The organism is Kitasatospora sp. NPDC098652 (assembly GCF_044760155.1).
GTDB lineage: Bacteria > Actinomycetota > Actinomycetes > Streptomycetales > Streptomycetaceae > Kitasatospora.
On the sequence record NZ_JBIWAQ010000005.1, the window covers coordinates 24264 to 45078 of the forward strand.

The 20815-nt window shown below is 69.4% G+C and carries 18 protein-coding genes; 4 read left to right on the top strand and 14 right to left on the bottom strand.

Features of this window, described 5'->3' with window-relative positions; translation table 11 throughout:
• Window positions 1-23: 23 nt before the first annotated feature.
• The 8 genes from ACIQWA_RS13115 to ACIQWA_RS13150 form a co-directional block, all read right to left on the bottom strand.
• On the bottom strand, window positions 24-1205 hold the full coding sequence (locus ACIQWA_RS13115) for a restriction endonuclease subunit S (RefSeq protein WP_402481653.1): 1182 nt from the start codon (window positions 1203-1205) through the stop codon (window positions 24-26).
• Window positions 1198-2769 (bottom strand): N-6 DNA methylase, encoded by a 1572-nt coding sequence (locus tag ACIQWA_RS13120; RefSeq protein ID WP_402481655.1) that lies wholly within the window; start codon window positions 2767-2769, stop codon window positions 1198-1200. The genes ACIQWA_RS13115 and ACIQWA_RS13120 overlap by 8 nt, the downstream gene beginning before the upstream one ends.
• Window positions 2770-3356: 587 nt before the next feature.
• Entirely contained in the window at window positions 3357-4403 is a 1047-nt protein-coding gene (locus ACIQWA_RS13125; protein ID WP_402481657.1) for a hypothetical protein, read from the bottom strand.
• Window positions 4397-5419: a glycosyltransferase gene (locus ACIQWA_RS13130; protein ID WP_402481660.1), complete on the bottom strand. Its 1023-nt coding sequence runs from the start codon at window positions 5417-5419 to the stop codon at window positions 4397-4399. The genes ACIQWA_RS13125 and ACIQWA_RS13130 overlap by 7 nt, the downstream gene beginning before the upstream one ends.
• Window positions 5420-6712: a serine--tRNA ligase gene (serS, locus tag ACIQWA_RS13135; RefSeq protein ID WP_402481662.1), complete on the bottom strand. Its 1293-nt coding sequence runs from the start codon at window positions 6710-6712 to the stop codon at window positions 5420-5422.
• The gene (locus ACIQWA_RS13140; protein WP_402481665.1) at window positions 6705-7415 is read right to left on the bottom strand and encodes a histidine phosphatase family protein; all 711 of its coding nucleotides are present in this window, start codon (window positions 7413-7415) and stop codon (window positions 6705-6707) included. Before ACIQWA_RS13140 ends, serS begins: the two co-directional genes overlap by 8 nt.
• Window positions 7412-8371 (bottom strand): aminoglycoside phosphotransferase family protein, encoded by a 960-nt coding sequence (locus ACIQWA_RS13145; protein ID WP_402481667.1) that lies wholly within the window; start codon window positions 8369-8371, stop codon window positions 7412-7414. Before ACIQWA_RS13145 ends, ACIQWA_RS13140 begins: the two co-directional genes overlap by 4 nt.
• Window positions 8371-9621, bottom strand: coding sequence for a methionine adenosyltransferase (locus tag ACIQWA_RS13150; protein ID WP_402481669.1), 1251 nt, complete (start codon window positions 9619-9621; stop codon window positions 8371-8373). Before ACIQWA_RS13150 ends, ACIQWA_RS13145 begins: the two co-directional genes overlap by 1 nt.
• 210 nt (window positions 9622-9831) lie before the next feature.
• Between ACIQWA_RS13150 and ACIQWA_RS13155 the strand changes: the two genes are divergently transcribed.
• Genes ACIQWA_RS13155 through ACIQWA_RS13165 form a run of 3 tightly spaced genes read left to right on the top strand, consistent with a single transcriptional unit; the run spans window position 9832 to window position 13299 of the window.
• A complete protein-coding gene (locus ACIQWA_RS13155; RefSeq protein WP_402481671.1) occupies window positions 9832-11223 on the top strand; it encodes a helix-turn-helix domain-containing protein in 1392 nt (463 codons plus the stop codon).
• A complete protein-coding gene (locus ACIQWA_RS13160) occupies window positions 11220-12104 on the top strand; it encodes a phosphotransferase family protein (protein ID WP_402481674.1) in 885 nt (294 codons plus the stop codon). The genes ACIQWA_RS13155 and ACIQWA_RS13160 overlap by 4 nt, the downstream gene beginning before the upstream one ends.
• Before the next feature lie 31 nt (window positions 12105-12135).
• Complete coding sequence (locus ACIQWA_RS13165; RefSeq protein ID WP_402481677.1) at window positions 12136-13299, top strand: damage-control phosphatase ARMT1 family protein; 1164 nt, start codon at window positions 12136-12138, stop codon at window positions 13297-13299.
• A 93-nt stretch (window positions 13300-13392) separates the two neighbouring features.
• Here the strand turns inward: ACIQWA_RS13165 and ACIQWA_RS13170 are convergent, their stop codons facing one another.
• The 6 genes from ACIQWA_RS13170 to ACIQWA_RS13195 form a co-directional block, all read right to left on the bottom strand.
• Window positions 13393-13728 (bottom strand): hypothetical protein, encoded by a 336-nt coding sequence (locus tag ACIQWA_RS13170; RefSeq protein WP_402481680.1) that lies wholly within the window; start codon window positions 13726-13728, stop codon window positions 13393-13395.
• Window positions 13729-14007: 279 nt separating this feature from the next.
• The gene (locus ACIQWA_RS13175) at window positions 14008-15759 is read right to left on the bottom strand and encodes a relaxase/mobilization nuclease domain-containing protein (protein ID WP_402481682.1); all 1752 of its coding nucleotides are present in this window, start codon (window positions 15757-15759) and stop codon (window positions 14008-14010) included.
• Complete coding sequence (locus ACIQWA_RS13180) at window positions 15756-16499, bottom strand: plasmid mobilization protein (protein WP_402481685.1); 744 nt, start codon at window positions 16497-16499, stop codon at window positions 15756-15758. The genes ACIQWA_RS13175 and ACIQWA_RS13180 overlap by 4 nt, the downstream gene beginning before the upstream one ends.
• A 290-nt stretch (window positions 16500-16789) precedes the next feature.
• A complete protein-coding gene (locus tag ACIQWA_RS13185; protein WP_402481687.1) occupies window positions 16790-17728 on the bottom strand; it encodes a DUF2637 domain-containing protein in 939 nt (312 codons plus the stop codon).
• 155 nt (window positions 17729-17883) lie between these two features.
• A complete protein-coding gene (locus tag ACIQWA_RS13190; protein ID WP_402482422.1) occupies window positions 17884-18513 on the bottom strand; it encodes an ATP-binding protein in 630 nt (209 codons plus the stop codon).
• 80 nt (window positions 18514-18593) lie between these two features.
• Window positions 18594-19640, bottom strand: a complete 1047-nt coding sequence (locus ACIQWA_RS13195) for a hypothetical protein (RefSeq protein WP_402481690.1) — start codon at window positions 19638-19640, stop codon at window positions 18594-18596.
• A gap of 420 nt (window positions 19641-20060) precedes the next feature.
• Here ACIQWA_RS13195 and ACIQWA_RS13200 point away from each other — a divergent pair, with 420 nt between their 5' ends.
• Window positions 20061-20555 (top strand): transcriptional regulator, encoded by a 495-nt coding sequence (locus tag ACIQWA_RS13200; protein ID WP_392896069.1) that lies wholly within the window; start codon window positions 20061-20063, stop codon window positions 20553-20555.
• The last annotated feature ends 260 nt before the right edge of the window (window positions 20556-20815 follow it).

The window sequence follows — 20815 nt, forward strand, 5'->3', positions numbered from 1 at the left end:
TTCGCCACGGCTCAGACCTCCAACTAGGCGGACACGATTTCGGTAGTGCGATCCAGCAGCCCAGACAGCAGCCCCGCCCGGACTTCACGGAGACGGGCGGCCTCCGCCCGGGTCGTCTCCAATGCGGACTCCATCGCGTCAAGCTCCGCCGCCATCTCGCGTTGGCGGTCGAGCGAGGGCAGGTGTACGGCCATGCCCTTCGCCCGCTTGGCGCTGATGTGCTTGATATTGGTGCCGCCGGCGACGTCGAGGAAGGCCCTGGACTCGTAGGCCCACATACTCCAGTGGAAGACGAATTCAGGGATGCAGACCCCTTCAAGCGCCCGCAGGCGGATCAGGGTCATCTGGGTGCAAACGGGTGCTGGCAACTCGTCCCGCCACATGGCTGGCATCCCAACCGCATTCGCGCTTGCACTGCCCTCGGACACCACGACGTCGCCGTACTGGAGGCCGAACTTCTGACGCTCCGCTGGGTCGAAGTTCATCTCGAGCACATCAGACAGGTCGAGCTTCCCGTAGCCAACATTCGCGGAACGGAGATAGGGCGTCATGTACGGGCCAGCCGCCCTGTCAGGTGTCCGGCGTACACCGGTGGAGAAGTCAAAGGCTTGTTCGGCCCTGACGGCATCAACCGAATCGTCGGTGATGAGGTCGGCTCGTCGGCGACGCAGAACTGCTGCCAGGGCCCCGGCCTCGACGTCGAGTGCGGTGATCTGGTCGTCGACCGCGCCAATCACCTCGACGATCCGCTCCTGAGTCGGCAGAGGAGGCAACGCGAACGGGATGGCACGAAATGAGGCGTCGGAGATGGTCTTACGGCGCAAGACCGTTCCCGAGGCCCGGTTCTGCATCTCGTGCCAAAACGCTGGCGTTTGAAAGTACAGCGCCAGGAATTCCGGAAGAGCTTTCTGGTCAACCTCATAGGTGATGAACACGCCGGAGACGTGGGTGCCGTCATGTTCCGCCCGCGCGACGCCTGCAGGGGCCTCGAACGCCGTGATCGTGCGGAGCACGACGTCGTTCTCCCGCACCGCGTTGAGCGTTGTGTACTTCGAGACACCGCCGACGAATGGCTCCTTCTCACCGAGGCCGCGTCCATACATCTGGACACTGACCGCCGGATAGGTGACGCCATCCTCCACGGCCACCTTGCGGCGTACACGAGCTAGTTGGTCACCGAGGGTGACCTGCTGCCAGTCACTCATCGAAACCCTCGATCCCTGCGGCGGAGAGGGCAGCGAGCATGCGCTTCTCGGCCTTCTGGCGTTCTGCTCGGGCGATGTTGTAGGCGTCAATGAGGGTGCCAAGGTCTTCCTGCTCAGCGGCGGCCTGCTTGATGTAGCGGCCGATGTTGAGGTCGTACCCGTTCGCCACGATCTCCGTGAAGGGGACGAATCGCGCAGCGAGTCCGACCACTCCGTCGAGGTCCACCGGGTTACCGTCGGCGTCGAATTTCGCGCGGTAGGCGCCCACGACGGCGGCAATGTCGGCGTCCGTGAGGATGTTGCGATTCTTGGCCTTGCTGAACCGCCTGGAGGCATCGACGAACACCACGCCGCCCTGCTGCTCCGGGTCCTTAGTGCCAGATGCACGGAACACCAGGATCGCTGTGGGGATGCTGGTGTTGTAGAAGAGGTTGGCGGGCAGACCAATGACCGCTTCGAGCAGATCATCGTCCAGGACACGCTGGCGAATGGCTGCTTCTTGGCCGCCGCGGAAGAGGACGCCATGGGGCAACACGACGCCAGCGCGCCCCTCCTTCGGGCCCATGCTGGCAATCATGTGCTGCACGAACGCCCAGTCCGCCGTCGACTGCGGGGCGACCCCGCCAATGGCACGCGGATCCTTGGTCCAGGGCTTCCACTTCATGCCATAGGGCGGGTTGGCGAGGATCACATCGAACTGCTCGACCGACCCATCCTGCTTCTTGAAGCGCGGGTCCTTCAGAGTGTCGCCGACTTCGACCTTGAAGTCGGCGAGGTTGTGCATGAAGAGGTTCATGCGTGCCACACCAGCGGTGTCTGGCACGGCTTCCTGTCCGTGTAGCTTGAGCGTGTAACCGAGCTTGTCGCGGGCCTTCAGGAGGTTCGCCGAGGCGATGAGCATGCCACCCGACCCGCACGTCGGGTCGTAAACCGATTCGCGGTTCTGGGGGTCCAAGATCTCGACGAGCAGCTCGACGACCTCGCGCGGCGTGAAGAACTGGCCGGCGCGGGTACCGGACCCGTCGGAAAACCGCTTCAGCAGATACTCGTACGCCCCACCAAGCACGTCGTAGGACATGTTGCCCTCGTGCATCTTCGGGACTCGGTCCATCGCCTGCATGACCGCCGCCAGGACGTCCCCCGGCAGTACCTCATCGGAGGTCCAGGTCATGGCCCCGAAGATGCGGGAGAACTTGTCAGGGTTGGCCGTTTCGATGGCCTGCAGGGAGGCGCGGACCCGCTGGCCGAGGCCCGGCCGGGTCACGGTGGCGAGGATGGACGCCCAAGAGGCCCTACGCTCCTGGACCGTGCCAGGGTGGATGAAGGGGATGTCGAACGACTGGTAATCGCGGTACTCGATCTCGTGGGCTTCTTCGGCGGAGTAGTCCAGGCCCTGGTTCTCGGCCTGGAACTCGTGACGGCGGTACTCCCAGGTGTCCGACAGGTACTTCCAGAACATCAGCGGGAAGACGACCGACGAGTACTGCGCTTCGGGCATCGCCACGCGCAGCTCGTCGGCGGCGTCCCACAGCCGGTTCTCGATCTCCTGCTGGGTCACTGCCATCAGTCGGGGGTGTCCTTGCCCGTCACGGGGCGGCGACCCGAAGGTCGTGGTGTTCGTGTTGGTCATCCAGTCTCGGGCACACCCGGCAGGTATACGCCGCGCGTGTCCTGCTAGGGGACCTAACACAAGGCATCGCAATCCCTACTCGGGCACGACCCATCAACGATATCTGTCCCCTAGGACAGGGAGCGCCGTATGCCGTCAGAGGCCAGACTCCCCTACTAGTTGATCTTCCTCTCAGAGCCGACACCGTCCGGTACTGGGCTGCTGAGGGCAGCCCTGGCGAGGTGCGCTGTTGGTCCTCGGCCGCATGCCCTCTCCTCACATGCAGGCTGCTGCCCGTCTCGTAGCGTCAGCCCACGCACCAGCGAGCTGGGCGCGGAGGCGGGCCTGGCGGGCGTGGTGGTGCTGCCGTTCCAGCCGCCAGGCGCACAGGTGGCAGGCGGCGAGTGTGACGGTCTCGCCTTCGACGGTGAGTGTGCCCAACTCGGCGACCTGCGTGACCTCTTCGCACTTGAAGCAGAACCCGGTCGTCCAGGCGAAACGGAGTCGGAACTCGGCGGGCGGGTTCCGGTCACGTCGGGGTCTCACGTTCGGCTGCTCCAGCTCGACCAAGGTTGGGGGAGTGGGTTGGCAGAGGTGGCGTCGCGGCGGTGGATCTCGCGCTCGATGACGAAGGCGACCTCGGGCCACGGCAGGGCCATCGGTGAGGTGAGGCTCCAGAATCCGTGGCTCGCCCGGACCAGGGCGCTGACTCCGAGAGGTGCGGCGTCGGCGGGGACGGCAGAAAGGATGCGGCGGAGTACACCGCCGGCCCCTCGTGCCGCAGGGGCGATTCCGTTACCGACCAGCAGCGTCGCTGTTCGGATGGCGTCGAGCACGTCGGCAGCCACACCGGATGTCGCGAAGCGGCCGAAGGCCAGCTCCCACCAGGGGCGACGGGTACGGGCCCAGGCCAGGCGCTCAAGGCCGGAGCCCAGGTCCACCGCCATGCAGCTGGGATCTGCAGCGTTCCAGAGCAGGACGATGTCACCGATGGGAAGGTCGAGGTGCCGGAAGTGCACCGTGAGGCCGCAGACTTCGCGGCGTTGCCAGACGGCGTTGCGGCCATGGATGGTGAGGTGTCTGGCGTGGAGGCCGATGCCGGACAGCAGTGTGAGCCAGTGGTCGAAGATCTCGGTGAACTCGGCTGTCTGAGTGACGGGTTCGATGCGCGAGACGTTGACGAACGAGGTGAGGAATCCCTCCCTCAGTGCGCCGACGTGGTCCCGCTCGCCGGTCAGCCGGACGACCGGCTGGGGCAGGTAGCCCCGGCGGAAGACGTACGGCTTGCCGTCCTTGAGGAGGGGGTCGACTGCCTGGACGGCAGAGATCGTCAACTCGGTGTCCCGGCCCCACCGCATGGGCAGCGGTCTCGCGCGGGTGACGCCCGCCGCACGGAAGCCGCTCTCCAACTGCTTCAGCAGACCGGCCCACTGGAGCGGTCGACTGGTTGGCCGGTACGGCGTCCCCCGGTCGCGGTGGCGGATCTCGAAGCGGCCGTTGGCGTCGTGCTCGATCTCCCACTGCGTGCCGAGCCCGAGGCGGTCGCTCAGGAGATCGAGCGGCCTCGACGGTGGGTCCGCGGTCAGCACGGCCTGGTCGCCATGGCGCGGAAGTGCCGCTCGGGGTCGAACCGCTTCAGGCCGATGTCCTGCACGGTCGGCGCGTCCAGTTCCAGGCACTGCTCGATCGCAGTGGCAAGCGCCAGGGCCGCGTCCTCGTCGTCGTGCTCAGGATCGACTCTGGCAACGGCTCCGGTGGTCTCGCACAGAGCCGCCTCTGCGCAGGTGCCGTCTCGCCAGCAGAGCGCGGCGACGGGCGTGCCAGCACGCAGGGACTCCCCGAAAACAGCGGCGCCGGCCTCCACGTAGCTTCGTGAGCAGGTGTAGACGTAGACCGAGGCGTCGGAGAAGGCGGCCGTCTTGGCGGCCCCTCCGACTTCGCCGACCCAGCTGACGTGATCAGCCGCGAACAGTGCCTGGTGACGTCGCACGTAGTCGTCGTCGAAGACCGGTCCGACGATGTGTATCCGCCGGCCGAGCAGTTGGGCCGCGCGCACAGCAAGGTGCGGCGACTTCTCCTCGTCGATCCGGCCGAGCCAGACGAGGTCGCGGCCGGGTCGGGCGGGAGGTTCGGCTTCACCGAGCCCGAGGTGGACCGCGTGCTCCAGCACCGGTGCGTGGGCGGCGTACAGCCCCGCCATCTCGGGCGAGTAGCAGTAGAGCCGGGAGCGCTTCGCGTCGAAGGCGTCGGCGCCGTGCCGGAAGACCGGCGAGTGCTGGAAGGTCGCGACGTCGCAGTCGAGATCAGCCCAGACCCGACGCCACCCGGGGAGCGACGGGTACTCGTGTCCGACCACGAGCAGGTCGTAGCCGGTGGAACGCAGGTCCCGAGTCTGCCGGGTACCCGGCTGGAGGTCTTCGAGACGGATCGGACGAGTGGTCCAGTCCGATCCGAGGTCGGTCCTCCAGCCGGGGCCGAGGAGGTGTACGTCGGCGCCTGCGGCTCGGGCGCCTTCCGCCACTGCCCAGAGCCAGCGTTCGATCCCGCCGTAGCCGACGGGCGGGAAGGTGTAGCTGCTGGGGAAGTCGCAGATGCCGACTAACACTTATGCCTCCGTTGTTCCGTCCGCCGAGATCCGGCGGAATCCGAGGTAGGGCACCAGGGCCTCGGGCAGGACGATGGAGCCGTCCTGCTGCTGGCACTGTTCGAGAAGGGCGGCCAGGGTGCGGCCGATGGGCAGTCCGGAGCCGTTGAGGGTGGCGACGGGCTTGGTCTTACCGTGCTCGTCACGGGTGCGGATGCCCGCGCGGCGGGCCTGGAAGGAGCCGCAGTCCGAGACGGAGGAGATCTCACGGTAGGTCTGCTGGCTGGGCAGCCAGACCTCGATGTCGTAGGTGATCTGGGCGGAGAAGCCGAGGTCGCCGGCGGCGAGCTGGACGACCCGGTAGGCCAGTCCCAGCTCCTTGAGGCAGGCTTCGGCGTGGCTGAGCATCTTCTCCAGCTCGGCCTGGGAGTCCGCGGGGTCGCAGATGCGGACCATCTCGACCTTGGAGAACTGGTGCTGCCGCAGGATGCCGCGGGTATCCCGGCCGTAGGAGCCGGCCTCAGAGCGGAAGCACGGGGTGTGCGCGGTGAGGGCCAGGGGGAGTTCGGCGGGCGGGATGATCTCGTCCGCGTAGAGGTTGGTGAGCGGGACCTCGGCGGTCGGGATCAGGAATAGCTCGCGCTCGCCCATGCCGGTGGCGAAGAGGTCCTCCTCGAACTTCGGGAGCTGGCCAGTGCCGGTCATGGTCTGCCGGGTGACGAGGTACGGGACCGCGTGTTCGACGTAGCCGTGCTGCTTGGTGTGCAGATCCAGGAAGAGCGTCGCCAGGGCGCGCTCGATGGCGGCGCCGGCACCGCGCGAGACGCTGAACCGGGAGCCGGAGAGCTTGCTGGCACGGGCGAAGTCGAGGATGCCGAGGGCCTCGCCGAGGTCCACATGGTCCTTCGGTTCGAACGAGAAGGACGGCGGCGCGCCGAAGCGACGGATCTCGACGGCGTGCTCGTCCGAGTCGCCCTCGGGGGTGCTGTCGAGCGGCAGGTTGGGAATGGTCAGCAGGAAGTCGCGCAACTCCTGCTGCACCTGCTCCTGCTCCGCCTCGGCCGACCGGATCTCTTCCTTTAGGTCGCGGGCCCGGTCCTTCAGCGTCTCGGTGTCGCCGCCCTGGCGGGCCGCCTGCTGGACCTCCTGGGCGACTCGCTTCGACTCGGCCCGCAGCTCGTCCACGCGAGTGATGAGCTGGGATCGGCTGGACTGAAGAGACTCCAACGCAAAGAGATCCAGGGTGTAGCCGCGGCGGGCGAGGCGGCGGACCGCCTCGGAGCCCATCTCGATGAGGGCGCGGGGATCATGCATGGGAGTTCGTCTCCTCCAGCTGGACAGATGGTCCATCGAAGGTAGCAAGCGTGCGCCGGTCTTCTGGCCGCGATGACCATCCGCCCGCTGCGGCGGTCTCCTGTTTCTCCGCGTCCAGGAGTTCGAGCAGGGACGCGGTGAGGTCTTCGAGTTCGCGGTCCTCGAACCTGACCAGGTACAGGCAGGGCACCTCGTCGAAGAAGATCGGCATGGCCCGCCCGGGGGCGTCGCGCGAGGTCTGTCTGTGCCACCGCAGCACGGAGGCCAGCAGGCCGTGCGCGACGACCGTCCGAGGCGAGGGCAGCTGGAGTGCGCTCCGGAGGCCGGCAAGCATTCTGCGCATGGCCTCGCGCTGCGACTCGGCGGCCCCGGGCGGGTTCTCCCATGGTCCGGCGGCGACTAGCCAGCGCGCGTACTCCGTGAAGGGCCCGCCTTCGAACTGCCCGTAGTCGACTTCATTGAGGGCCGGCTCGACCCTGACGGGCTGATCGGCATCGCCCATCAGCAGGCGTGCCGTCTCACCCGTCCGGGCGAACGCCGAGGTGAGCCAGATCTTCGGTTGAACGGCAGTGATCACGCCGCTACCGGTCCGGCAGGCGACGCGTCCTGCCGGATCCAGCGGAAGATCGACAGTCGGGTCGCCGTTGACCCGGTGAGCCGCGCTGTAGTGGGTACTGGAATGGCGCAGGAGGTAGGTGGTCACGTCTGGCCGGCCTTCTCCGGCACCGCAGTGAGATCGAGGTCGCCGGCCAGCCCCGCGATCACCCGCTCCATCACGGAGGCGCGGTGGTCTCCCACCTCGCGGTAGTAGAGGAGACCGTCCACGCAGAGTGCGAGGCTCCAGTGGCGTAGCCGCCGCGGATCGAGGCCGGCGGTGGTGACGGCGATCTCGAAGCGGTCCCGGGTGTGTGTGCCCAGGTTGTAGTAGACGGTCCAGAAGGCCCAGTCGAAGACCTCGTCGCCGACCATCGGCAGGGGGTCAGCCAGGACCGGCTTCCGGCGGTCGTCGAAGAGGACGTTCTCGCGGTAGACGTCCGCGTGAAGGACTGATGCCCGTGCCGCGTCCGGGTGCAGTCCGGTGACCAAGCGCTCACCGAGCCTTGCCCAGTCGACCTCCAGCTGGGGGCGCTGCACCTCCAGGCGTCGGTGCACTCGCGGGACCAACTCGCATTCGAGGAAGTCGTGGAGGCTCGGAAGTGCTGCGGCTGCGGTGTTCGCGACCCGGCCGAGGCGATGCAGTTGCCGCAGAGCGGCGGCCACCGCCTCGTACTCGTGCGTCTCCGGTCTGACGGAACCGCCGGGTACGGCTGCCACCATCTCCAGGACGGCGACGCCGAGGTCGTCCGCGTGCTCGAGCACCCTGACAGCCGGCCCGGCCGCCCAGATGCCGAGCACGATCATCTCGTTGCGGTAGCGGCTGTGGTCGGGCCATGCCTTCAACAGGACCTTGCGCCCGCTGGTTCGCTCACGCGCCACCATCAACAGGGAGGCGTGGCCGGCGTCGTGGTAGCCGTCGGGGGTCAACTGCCAGCGGCGTGCGGCTTCGTTGAGGAGCTCGGGGGCGCGGGCCAGCCACCCGTGCACCTCCGGACCGTAGTGCTCCCGGAGCCGCTGCCAGGCGCTGCGCGGGGGGAGGAGCGTGGGCGATCCGGCGTGCATCAGCTGAGCCGGACGCCGTGGTGGACCAGCTCGGCGGTGAGCTCCGGGAAGCCCCCGAGGGCCAGGGCGACCTGGGCTTGTACCTTCTCGATCTCCGGGTCCTCGGCCGCGAGCCGGACCAGGACCTTCCAGGGCTGGTCGAGCCGGTGGCCGGTCGCGCTGACCAGGTGCACCTCGGCATAGCTGCCGGTCTCGTCGTACAGGCGTTGGGCGAGGCGGGTGGCCGCGAGGTTGTAGAGCTTCCCGACGTGGTAAACGGGGTTCTTACCGCTGGCCCCTTCCAGGTTCATCGGGCGGAGCGGGGTGATGAGGCCGTTGACCCGGTTGCCGCGGCCGACGACGCCCTCGTCGCCCGACTCGATGGAGCTGCCGGTGTAGGTCAGGTAGAGCTCGTCCTTCTCGGGGACGTCACGGGCGTTGAGGAGGAAGGTGACCTCCACGCCGGGGAGGTGCTGCTCGGCGAACCGGGCGCACTCGGCCAGGACCTCCTCCTTGTTGGCGAGGTACGAGGCCCGGTCGGGCACGTGCTCGGACTTCTGCGGGACGCACAGGATGGCCTCGGCCTTGGCGCCGTCGAAGTGCCCCATCAGCTTCACGTCGGAGCCGCACCAGGGATTCGCCAGGGTGAAGTCGCTGACGCCGGAGAGGTGGTTGACGAGCGCGTGGGCGAACTGCTCGAACGGGGCCATCGGGGCCCAGCCGGTGCCGAGCGAGGTGTCGTTGGCGATGAGGGTGTGGCGCTCGCGCAGGTCGTCCACCGAGCGGGGCGCGAACCAGCGCGACCGGTCGGTGCCGCTCTCGTCGGTGACCACCGCGCCGGGGCTGGGGTTGCTGGTGATGTTGAAGACCAGGTCGAGGTGACCGGCGAGCTCGGGCAGCCGGTCGTGGAAGAAGGCCAGGACGGCCTGCTCGACCAGCTCCCGCACCGGGATGTCTTCGCCGCCGCAGGCGTACGCGGCCCGGCCGTTGACCAGAACCTTCACCGGGGCCGTCATCCGGCCGGCGCCGTAGCGGACCTCGCAGGAGCCGCCGAGCAGGGCGAGCTTGTCGAAGTTGTGGTGGAGCACGGCGCCGAAGCGGTCGAGCGTGTAGCGGCTGTACGCGCGGGAGAGCTCCTCAGCCAGGTGGTCGGCGAGGGTGTCGGGGTGGCCGAGTCCCTTGCGTTCCAGCAGGACGAGGTCGGTGGGGAGCGGACGCCCGGTCTCGATGGTGATGCTGCTGTGCTCCACGGTCGTGCTGACTCGCTGCATGGCGATCTCCTCTTCCGTCGGTCCGGCTACGGCGGCAGCCCGCGGGGGCGTTCGGCGCGTAGTTGTGCCGAACACCTGCACGTCAGGCTCGTAGCGGTGTGTAATGGGCGCTTAGCGCTCGGAAACATTCAGCCCTGCCGGGGAACCGCTCGACCAGTACCGGCATTCGGACAGCGACCGCTGTCCACAAGAGACGCCCTGGGGGATCAAGTGCCGCGACCACTCAAGCCTCTGGACCCCACCCGATCCGCGGCCCACTGGTTCGGCGCGGAGCTTCAGTACTGGCGGAAGCTCAGGGGGCTGAGCCAGGACAGGCTCGGGCAGTTGGTCCACCTGAGTGGGGACCTGATCAGCAAGATCGAGCGGGCGGAGCGGCCCTGCAAGCTTCACCACGCCCAGGCGTTAGACGCGGTCTTGGACACCGGCGGAGTACTCGCGCGAAGCGTCGTGCTGGCCGCGGCTGAATTGGACAACCGCTCAGAGGTAATGGACAAACGGCGCAACGGGGCCGTCAAGCCTCCCCGAAGGGAGCTGCTCGGGGGCACGCTGGAAATGCCACCGCCAGCCTCCGAGTGGAATGAGTCCGACCCCGTGGAACGACGCAACTTCCTTGCCGTGACGAGTGCAGCTCTCGCCGCCGGCCCTCTGGCCCAGCTCCTGACCTCCACCCCGGCCACCGCGGTACCCGCAGTGGTCCGGCCCGCCGACGTCGAGCAGATCCGCACCGCAGCGACCACACTGCGCAGCTGGGACAACCTCTACGGCGGCGCCGGCGTCGTCCGTGACACGGCGCTCGCCCAACTGCGCTGGGCAGCCGGTCTCCTGAAGAGTCGCTGCCCCGCGCCGTTGCGGGCTGAACTGTTCGGAGCCGTCAGCCGCTTGGCGACCGTGGTCGGCGCCTCGGCTTTCGACGCCTTCGCCCACGAAGACGCCCGCCGACTTTTCGCCTTCGCCACCTCGTGCGCCGAGGAAGTGGACAACTGGCCGCTACGCGCCATCTCCTACAACCTCCGCTCCCGCCAGGCCATCTGGTGTGGGGACCCCGACGCCGGGCTCACCTTCGCCGAGCTCGGCCTGGCACGCGCCGACCGGCTCTCCCCCGCGGAGCAGTCCATGCTCCACAACGCTCGCGCTCGGGCCCTGGCGAAGATGGGTCGAGCTCAGCAGACCCTGGCCGCGATCGGCGCGTCCGACGACTCGTTCACCTCGATCGCCCCGGCCGCTGAAGGGCCGTGGATGGCGTATTACGACGGCGCCCAGCACCACGGCGACACCGGCCACGCCCTCTTCGACCTCGCCCTCGCCGGCCATCCGCCGCAGGAAGCCCTTCGGCGACTCCAGGCAGCGGTCGACGGCCACGGCGACGGATTCGCCAGATCCCGTGCGTTCTCCCGAACCAAGCTCGCCACGCTCCAGATGGCTGCCGGTGACCCTGAGCAGGCGTTGGCCGAGGGCCGGACCGCGCTCGCCGAGGTCAGCGACCTCCGCTCGCTGCGTGCCAACCACGAGCTGGCTGAACTCGGCCGGGTCGCCCATCGCCACCGCAACCTTGGCGACGTCCGGGACCTGCGGGAACAGATCGCCGATACGGTGGCAGCGTGAGCAACATCGAGGACTCCCACTCCCTACTGCTCAAGGCGTGCGCGACAGTGGGCCTGTCCGCAGCGGGAGCCGAACCGATCCGGATCGGGGAGAACGCGCTGTGGCGATTGCCGCTGGGGATCGTGGCTCGCATCAGCCGCCCCGGCCAGTCGGCTGCTGCCGGACGCGAACTGGCGGTCGCACGCTGGCTGCGCGACTGCGGGGTTCCTGCAGTTCGCCCGCTCGAGCACCTGCGGGAGCCAGTGGATGTCGACAACAACCCCGTGACCTTCTGGCACGAGCTGCCCCAGCACCGCCCAGGAACCGCTGCCGACATCGCGCCGCTCCTGCGGCGGGTCCACAAGCTTTCCGTTCCTGACTTCCCGTTGGGCCAGCTCGACCCGTTCGTTCGGCTGGCCACCAGGATCGACGGGGCCGCCACCCTCGACGACACACAGCGACAGTGGCTGCGGGACCGCTTGGCAGAGCTCCAGACAGCGTGGCTGAGCCTCCCGCCCGGCCTGCCAGCGAGCGTCATTCACGGCGATGCATGGGGCGGCAACGTGGCGGTCACACCGATCACCACCTACCTGCTCGACTTCGAACGAACCTCCCTCGGGCCTCCCGAGTGGGACCTGACCGCTACCGCCGTCGGCTTCGGCACCTTCGGCACCGTTTCGGACAGCGAGTACACCGCCTTCTGCGAGGCGTACGGTGCCGACGTGATGACCTGGGCCGGCTACCCGGTGCTACGGAGCATCCGCGAGCTCCGGGTCACCTGCTTCGCTCTCCAGCACGCGGCAGCCGATCCGGCTCGACACCGGGCGGAAGCCCACTACCGCCTCTCCTGCCTGCAAGGGCAGAACGGTCCACGCCCGTGGGGTTGGACAGCTGTCAGCTGAGATGTCGATGAGAGAGACGAACCCGACCGCGATGACTGCACCCGTGATCCGCAGTAATGTCCCCGGATCCTTCGCTTGGGGTGTCTTCCACGACCGTCACCCCAAGCTCATCCAGCAGGTCCTCGACGCGCTGCCGTACGGGCCGAGCGAGCGAGCCGCGATCGAGGAGCTCCTCGCCGAGAGCACCGAGGGTGTACTACAGCCACTCAGCACCGGTGCCCACGACCACCAGCAATGGCTGGAGTGGGGTGAGGGTCTGTTCGGACGGCCGTGGGGCGAGGCGCCGTTCCTGTGGGCCGAGAGCTACTTCTACCGCAGGCTGCTCGAAGCCACCGGCTACTTCCGGCCAGGGGTTTGGCACGGCATCGACCCGTTCGCACCGTTCAAGGACGCCGAACTCGCCGGCCCGGCCGTCGACGCCGAGCTGGCGGCCCTCGGCGACCTGCCCTCGGACTTCACCGACAAGCGATCCGCCGCGCTTCTCTCCTCAGCGCTCTGGGGCAACCGCGCCGACCTGAGCTTCCAGATCACGGCGGAGGCTGGAGGGTCGATCGCCTCCGACCTGGTGGCCGACGACAGTGAGGCGTTGTGGGCCGAGCTGGAGCGGGCCGAAGGCGGGCGGGTCTGCATCATCGCGGACAATGCCGGCCGGGAGCTGCTGCCGGACCTGGTGCTGGTCGACCATCTCCTGGCTTCCGGCCTGGCGGCGCAGGTCGTCGTGTACGTGAAGCCGCAGCCGCACTACGTGTCGGACGCGACGATGGCCGATGTCCTCGCCACCGTCCAGCGCCTGCGCACCGCGACCACGGCGGCTGCCGGGACGATCGGCGAACGGCTGTGGCGGGCGATGGACAGCGGCGCGCTTGTGGTCCGCACGCACCCGTTCTTCTGCGCACCACTGCCGTTCCACGACATGCCCGACGACCTCCGGTCCGAGTTCACCGGCGCGACGATGACGATCTTCAAGGGTGACCTCAACTACCGTCGGCTGGTGGGCGATCAGCTGTGGCCGCCCACCACTGCGTTCACCGAGGTGGCCAGCCACTTCCCCTCAGCCGTCACAGCGCTGCGGACGCTGAAGTCGGACGTGATCGTCGGCGTCGACGCTGCCGTCGTCGCTCAGCTCGACAGCGCCGGGACGCCGTGGCGTACCAACGGCCGCCACGCCGTGATCCAGGTCGACCTCCGCCGGTAGTCGAAGCGCCGTCCGCCCACCCCGCTGTCCTCGCTCGTCTGGGCGTGACGCGGCAGGCGTCGGAGGTGAACAGCGGCGGGTGCGGCGTGGACCTCAGTCCAGGTTCCACGTCGTTCCGGCGAGGAGTCCGTCGAAGGCGAGGGCTCTCATGGCGGTGTCGAAGTCGTCCCATTCATGCTCGGGCTCGACGTAGTGCCGGTCGAAGTCGGCCCGGGTGAGGTCGGGCTCGCGCCATTCGTGGGCGCAGCGGCAGCGGACGAAGATCTGGTCGTGGACGGCGAGGAGGAGCCAGTCTCGGCGGGCGCCGCAGGCGGTGCAGGTGATGGTGATGCCGCGGGGGTTGAGCTCGGCGGGGTGCGGGACGGCGCGGATGACGGCACGCGCGGGTTCGGGGGCGGGGTTGTAGAAGTCGTGGTCGTAGTCGGTCATGCGGTCCCTTCGGGGTCGGCAGCGGGGCAGCAAGGGACCATACGACGTGCGCTGCCGGAATGGATCCCTCCCTGCGAGAAGGACATCGAATCGACACCGTCACCTTGCCGCAGGGTAGTTGTCGCGCTCCGGTCGGCGGGATTCCTCGGGAAATCCCGGCGGTCTGCTTCGTTGGCTGGGTCCTGCTTTCGGCGGCGGCTGACGGGTGACGTCCATGCTGGGCAGGATCGGTGGCTGGTGGGCGGGTGCGGAGGCTCCGCACCCGCCCACCTGGGTTGGTCAGCGTGTTCGGCGCACCTGGTCGGGTGCGACCGGCGCCGGCGGTGTGATGACCGGGGTAGACGGTGTGCCGGTGGTGCGGTTGGTCGTGCGGGCGCGGGCTGCCCTGGTGCGCAGTTCGTCGGGGGTGGCGGCCGGTGCGGGGGCGGGGAGGTTGGCGTCGCGGCGGATGCGCCAGGTGAGGACGGCGGCGGGTGAGTCGGCGGTGGAGAGTTCGCGGCGCCCGGCGGCGTTGGTGAGCAGGGTGGTCGGGTTGTGGCCGGCGGCCTCGGCTTGGGCGAGGGTGGCGGCGAGGGCTGCCCAGTTCTCCTCGGTGAGGAGCCGGGTGGCCTGGTCGGCGGGCAGGGTGCGGCGGACGGCGTCGGCCTGCCGGTCGTGGTCGGGCTTCGGGAGGAGTCGGCCTTCGAGGGTGAGGTGGGCGATCGGCTTGGCCGCGTGCCGGGTGTAGGCGGCGCGCAGGTGGCCGGCCGCCGTGCGGGCGGCGTCGGCTTGGTGGCGGTGGCCTTCGGCGGCGTGCCACTTGGCGATCACGACGGCGAGCAGGACGAGGCTGGTCAGCATTGTGGCGGCGGCCGTGCCGTCCTCGCCCCGGCCGGTGGAGGGCCCGGCGTGGAGGAGTTCGCGGGCGGCGGAGCGCATCGCGCGAAGGTCGGCGCCGGCTGCGCGGGTGTGGGCGATGCGGGTGTACTCCAGGGCCCGTGCTGCCTGGTGGAGTTCCTTCCTGCTGAGGGTGGGGCTGGTGGCGGCGAGCGTGTCGAGGACTTCGAGGCCGCCCCGGATCACCGCCTCCGCGCGGGCGACGTCCTGGTCGTCGTCGAAGGCCAGATAGGCGCGTTCGATGGTGGTGCTGGCCCGGTGGCGGCCGTCAGCGGGCCAGGTGCGCGGGTCGGGCGTGGGGAAGGCGGGCTCGTCGACGCCGAGGGCGAAGCGTGCCTGGATCTTCGGCTGGGTGAGGTCGGAGGCGAGCTTGCTGCCGGAGAACCAGATCGGTCCGCTCTCGTCGCCGGTGGGGAGGGCGAACTTGTAGCCGGTCACGTCGCCGGAGGGTGCGCGGCGCACGGCGAGGAGCACGCCCTTCGCGGTGAGTCGGGCGGTGAACTCCTCCTCGTCTGCGGCCCCGGCCAGGGCCTGGCGTACGGCAGTGCGCAGGCGGTCGCGGTCGGTGCCTTCCCGGCCGAGGCGCTGGGCCTTGCGCAGTTCGGAGCCCTTGGCGCGCTTGGGGATCGCATCCCGGTATTCGTGGGTGCGGGTGTCGGACAGGTCGACGAGCTTGTACTCGCGTTCGATCTTGGTGAGTTCGGCTTCGACGCTGTACTGGTCGCCGCGCAGGCGGGCCTGCGTGAGGTCGGCCCGCACGACGGTGGCGAGGATGTGGATGTGGTCGTCGGCGTGGCGCACAGCGACCCACCGGCAGGCTTCCTCGTCGCCGTCCGGGGCGATGCCGGCGGCGGCAATGACACGGCGTGCGATGGCGGCCCAGTCCTCGTCGCCGAGGATGCGGTCGTCCGGGTCGGCGCGGATCATGCGGTGGTAGACGTGCTTGTTGATCTTCCTTCCGTACTGGACGACGTGGAGGTCGAGGGCGTCCCGGAGTTGTTCGAGGGTGGCGGAAGGGTGCCGTCCGGGGTCGGGGACGAAGCCGTCCCAGGAGGCGACGAGGTGAGGGTCGGTGTGCTCGTTCGCCTTGCCGGGACCGAACAGGTAGCGGAGCGCGCCGAGGGTGTCGTTGCCGCGGACGGCCTTGCTGATCAACGGCGCTTCGCCTTCGCCAGCCCCGACGCGGCGGAGTCGACTCGGTCGAGGAGCCGCAGTCCCGCCTCGAAGGCACGGTGGACGGCGGTCGCGGCGTCCTGGACCGCAGCAGGCTGGAGGTCGATGCCGGAGTTGTAGTCGCGGCCGAGCTGGTTGAGGTTGCTCATCGCGCCGGCGTGCTGGCGGCGGGTCGCCCTGAGTTCGTCGACCGCCGCATCCAGGCTCGCGTCCCGTCCGCCGAGGCCGAAGCCATCCTCGGAGAAAACCTTGCGCGCGAGGTAGTGCGCGACGGACAGTTTCGCGGCCTTCGCCCGGTTCTCGATATCTGCCTTCTCTTCGGGGGTGACACGAAGGGAGACCTTCGTGTGCTTCGGGTTCTCGTCGTCACGGCGGCGACGCTTGGGCTTAAGGCGCTCGTCGGCACGATCGGTGCGGGCGATCGATGCGGCGGGTGGCAGCTCGTCGTCGGCGGCGGATGCGAGGACGAGGTTGGTGGGCTTCTCCTGGAGTGCCGCGCCCTCGCGGTGCTCCTGTGGTGTTGCCGCGCGCGCCCTCGCGCTCGGCAACACCACCCCGCCCACGCCCTCCTGGGCGCGGGCGTCCGCGTCCGGGCCCCGATAAGGGGGCCGGACGCACTCGCTTGCTCCGCTGTTGTCGTGGAGGTGGTCAACTCCGTTGCGATCCTGGGAGCTTACTGGCTTCCCGAGCAGGCTGTGCAGGGTTCGTCGGACGGTGTTCACGCGTGTCGTTCCTCGGTGGCGGCTGGCGATTCGGGCTGGTGGGTGTGTGGGTGGGCAGTGTCCGGGTGGTTGCCGGTTTGGCCATGCCGGAATTCGCAGGTATGGGCGACGTGTCAGGCGCGGCCTTCCCAGGACCGAACGCCACATGGGACTGGTGTCCGCGGCGGGGTCGAGTCCGGCCGGGTGCAGTGACCGGGCGGGTGGTGGCCTTCTGCCGAGTGCGGCGGTGGGTCGGCAGAAGTCGGTGTCCGGCTGACCGACCGGGCCGGTCAGCCGGACACCAGGGCCGGTCAGTCGGCCTCGGGGTGCGGAGGGTTCTGTTCGTCGGCTTGCTCCTCGCGGAGCTTTCGCATCAGCTCGGTGAGGCGGGTACTGCCGAGCGGAAGGCCGGCGTCGCGCACGGCCTGCTCGACGATCGCGCGGGTGAGACGGCCCTCGGCGGCGACCGCCGCGCGGCCCACCTCCAGCAGCCGCTCCATCGGCGCGCCCGGCGGACGCCCGATCGGCTTGTTCCCCGCCCCGGCGGCGCCTTCGGCCTGGGTGTCCGGTTCATCGACCGATTGGTCGTCGACCTCTGCCGGTTCGGAGTCGGGCAGCGCGTCGCGCCACTCGGCGGGCAGAAGTCCGGCGGCGGACATGAGCGTCAGGAGCGCGTTCTCGTCGCTGCGGTCCTTCGCTCGTTCCAGCCGGAGCTCCGGTTCAGGGTCGGCGGTCACCGGGTCGGCAGAAGTCTCGGTGCGCGGAACGGCGTTCTGCTCGACGGGATCGGTCGGGGTGTCGTGCCCGTGGCGGGCGATGAGGATGTAGAGGTGGACGGCGCCGCCGAGGGCGAGCGGGGCGAGGGTGGACAGGATGCCGACGACGGTGTCGGTGAGCTTCAGCCCGCTGCCGGTGGTGAGCAGTTCGTTGAGGCGGACGGCGTGCAGGGCGTTGGCCCAGACGCTGGTGGCGGTCGCTCCGGCGAAGAGCGTCCAGGCATAGGCGCGGGCGGGCCATCGGGCCTCGCGCAGGACGAGCAGGGCTCGGACGCCGTAGGCGATGAAGCCGTCGACGATGATCGGGAAGAGGTAGGTGAGCGGGCCGCGCACGTGGGTCGCAGCGGCCATCTGCCGCAGGGCGTCGTAGGACAGGACGAAGCCGAGGACGCCGAGCAGGGCGACGGCGAGCCGGTCCCAGATCGTGGCCCGGGCGGACGGGGTGCGGGCAGGGGGTATCGCGATGGTGGTCAAGGGTGGTGCTCCAGGGGTGGCTCGCCATGGGCGGGCGTGGCGAGGCAGAGGTGGGGTGAGGTGTGGGGAGGCTGGCGTCCGACCGCGGCCATTCAGCAGCTAATGGCGCGGCGCTCCAGGTGCTGAACCGCTCCGGCGTTCAGCCGCTGAGCGCCTCAGGCGGCGGTTCGCCTGCGGCGGTCGGTGCCGGTGAGGATGGCGCGTTCGCACATCTCGGCGAGGCGGGAGGCGGTGCGGTCGCCGAGAGCGTTCTTGACCTCGCCGGGCGCCAGGTTGGTGGTGAAGACCGTCGGGAGCAGGTGCTCGTACCGGTGGTCGACCAGCCGCAGCGTGAGCTCCTCGGTCCACTCGGACGCCTTGGCGGCACCGAGGTCGTCGAGGACCAGCAGCGGGCAGGCCATCAGGTCGCGCATCTCCCGCTCGAGGTCCGCGCCCTGGCGGGGCCGCTGGGAGGCGTACAGCTCCGTTGCGGTGAGCTTGTTCCAGCGCAGACGGACCCCGGCCTTGAGCAGGCTGCGGATTGCCCCGTACGCCTGGTGGGTCTTGCCCGAGCCGGTGGGTCCGGCGATCAGGAGTGAGGGCCCCTGGGCGATGCCGGGGGTGCCGCCGGGGCCGGGTCGGCAGGCCAGGGTGACCTGCTGGACCCAGGTGGTGACCTCCGGGTGGTCGGCTTCGGCGAGGCGGTAGCGCGGCGGGATGCGCTGGTCGGCGAGCTCCAGCGCGGTGGAGGGCTGGTCGGTGTCGGGCAGCGGCCGGTCGGGGTCGATGCCCTTGGCAGCCAGCATCCGTTCCAGGCGCAGGACCGCGCCGGAGGCCGGCTGCGGCTCGCGACGCTCGTCCGTGCGGCGGGGGCTGGGCAGGCTGGTCACAGGTCCCCCTCGTAGTAGTCGCGGGCGTCGGCCGGGTTGGCGAAGGGCCGGTACGGCGCGCGGGCAGGGCTCTGCCCGGCGCGGGACGCCACGGCGGGCTGGGCGTTGATCGCCTCGTGGACCATGCTCGGCAGCACGCTCGGGCTCATCGGCTTCGCCGCGTAGAGCTGCAGTCCGGCGCGGATGTCGTCGTCGCTGGTGCCGCTGTCGAGCAGGTCCTTGATGACCTTGCCGAGGTGTCCACGCACGTTGGCCGGTACCGGCTTCGGGCAGGTGGCGACGTACTCGGCCAGCAGGGCGCCCGCGTTCACCGACGGCTTGCCGGTGGGCGCGGCGACCAGGACCGGGCCGTCCCGGTCGGGTGCTGCCGACGAGGGTGCCGGGGTGGGCGCGGCGCCGCCGCCCCCTTCAGGGGTAGATCCATGGTCCAAGGTCCATGGTCCAGGCACGACGTTCTCCGGAGTCCTCCGGAGGGACTCCGGAGAAGCCGTCTGACCTGCACTTTTGCTCGGAGCTGCCGCATTGGGCACCGGCAGGGCTGCTACGGGGGTGGGATCGGGGTCGGCGGAGAAGGGCCGTTGGGCGGGGACGGTCTCCGCGAGGGTCGCGAGCGGTTCCGGAAGGCTCCGGAAGTTCTCCGGAGCCGGGCGCGCGCAGCCCTTGCCCTTGGCCTTGCACTTGCCGCACCAGCCCGCGGGCTCGTGGACGGGGCAGGAGGGCAGGCGCGAAGGGGTGGGGTGGGAGATCTTCTGGTGCTCGTGCCACTTGGCGGCGTGCAGGTACTGGCGCCCGTCGCAGCCGGTGTACCGGCAGATGAGGCCGGTCTCGGCGAGTTGGCGGAGCTCGTCCTCGGTGTCGAGCGCGGTGTGCTCGGGCCGCAGCGACCACAGGGCGCCGTTGAGGACGGCCGCGTTGTCGCGGTGGCGTCCCTCGTCGTCGGCCTGGGTGAGCAGGCAGACGAACGTGCGCTCGGCGGTCAGGGAGACCGAGGCGAGGTCCTCCGAGACGGGGTACTCGGGCTTGATGGTGCGGATGCGCGCCATGGCCTACCACCCCGCCTTCGGGGCGAATGGGCGTGAGGCAGGTGCGCCGCAAGGGCGCGACGCCGTACGCTGGAGCACGTTGGTCCTTCCCCGGTGCGCATGGGCTGCAACCCTGCACCGTGGTCGATCGTCGTGGATGGGCGGTTTTGGACCTTTCAGGCCCTCGGTGTTGATAGCACCGGGGGCCTTCGGCCTTTTCGGGGCGGCAGGTAGCAAGCCGCGCGGCGATGCGGTTCGGCTTGACAAGCCTTTCATCATGCATCATCATGGCACCCCGGCGGCCGTTATGCAAGTCGCCTCGGAAATGGATGCGAGGTGAATCGAGTGCCTAGGCAGGACAAGTCAGCGGAGGGCTCCTCCGACGAGCCGGTGAAGGAGGAGCCGGGAGGCAGTGCGACGGGCGAGACCGCTGTCGCCGGCTTGAGCGAGGAGAACGCCGCCGAACGGGTCCGGTTGGAGCGCGAGCGACGCGGCTGGAGCACCGGCGAGTTGGCCAAGCGCATGACCGAGGCCGGCTATCCGATCAACCAGTCCTCGGTCTGGCGCATCGAGAGCGGCGAGCCGCGGAGGCGGATCAACCTCAACGAGGCGATCGGCTTCGCCAAGGTCTTCGACCTGTCCCTGGAGGACTTCCTCGGCCCGTCGACCTCGCCCGAAGAGAAGATCATGCAGGAGCTCGCCGAGCACGTGGTCCAGGGCTACCGCCTGGCCGCGCAGGGCGCCGAGTTCACGACCAAGGCCCTGGCCGCCGCCGAGAAGTACTGCCAGGACTTTCCCCACAACCGCAAGCGGCTGCGCGGCAAGATCGCGATCGGCCTGTCCTTCGAGTACCGCAGATACGCGCCAACTCCGCTCGTCCAGGAGTTCCTCAAGGGCGGCAAGATGCCATCCGAGCCGGTCCACACGGACGAGTGACCTGGCTGGGGCCGTCGCCCGAGACACTGTCGGCCGTTTACGAGGCCCGCTCAAGATCTTTTTTGGAAAACGGCCGGGACCACTCCTACCGTGCTCACAAGCCCGACCAGCCATTTGGCGCGGCCGGGATCCAGAGCTAACGTCACACCCCGCGCGGCCACCAACCGCGCAACGCCCATCCACGACGATCGACCACGGTGCAGGGTTGCAGCCCGCCAGCCACCAAGGAGGGACCCGCATGCCGCCCCAGCAACACGCAG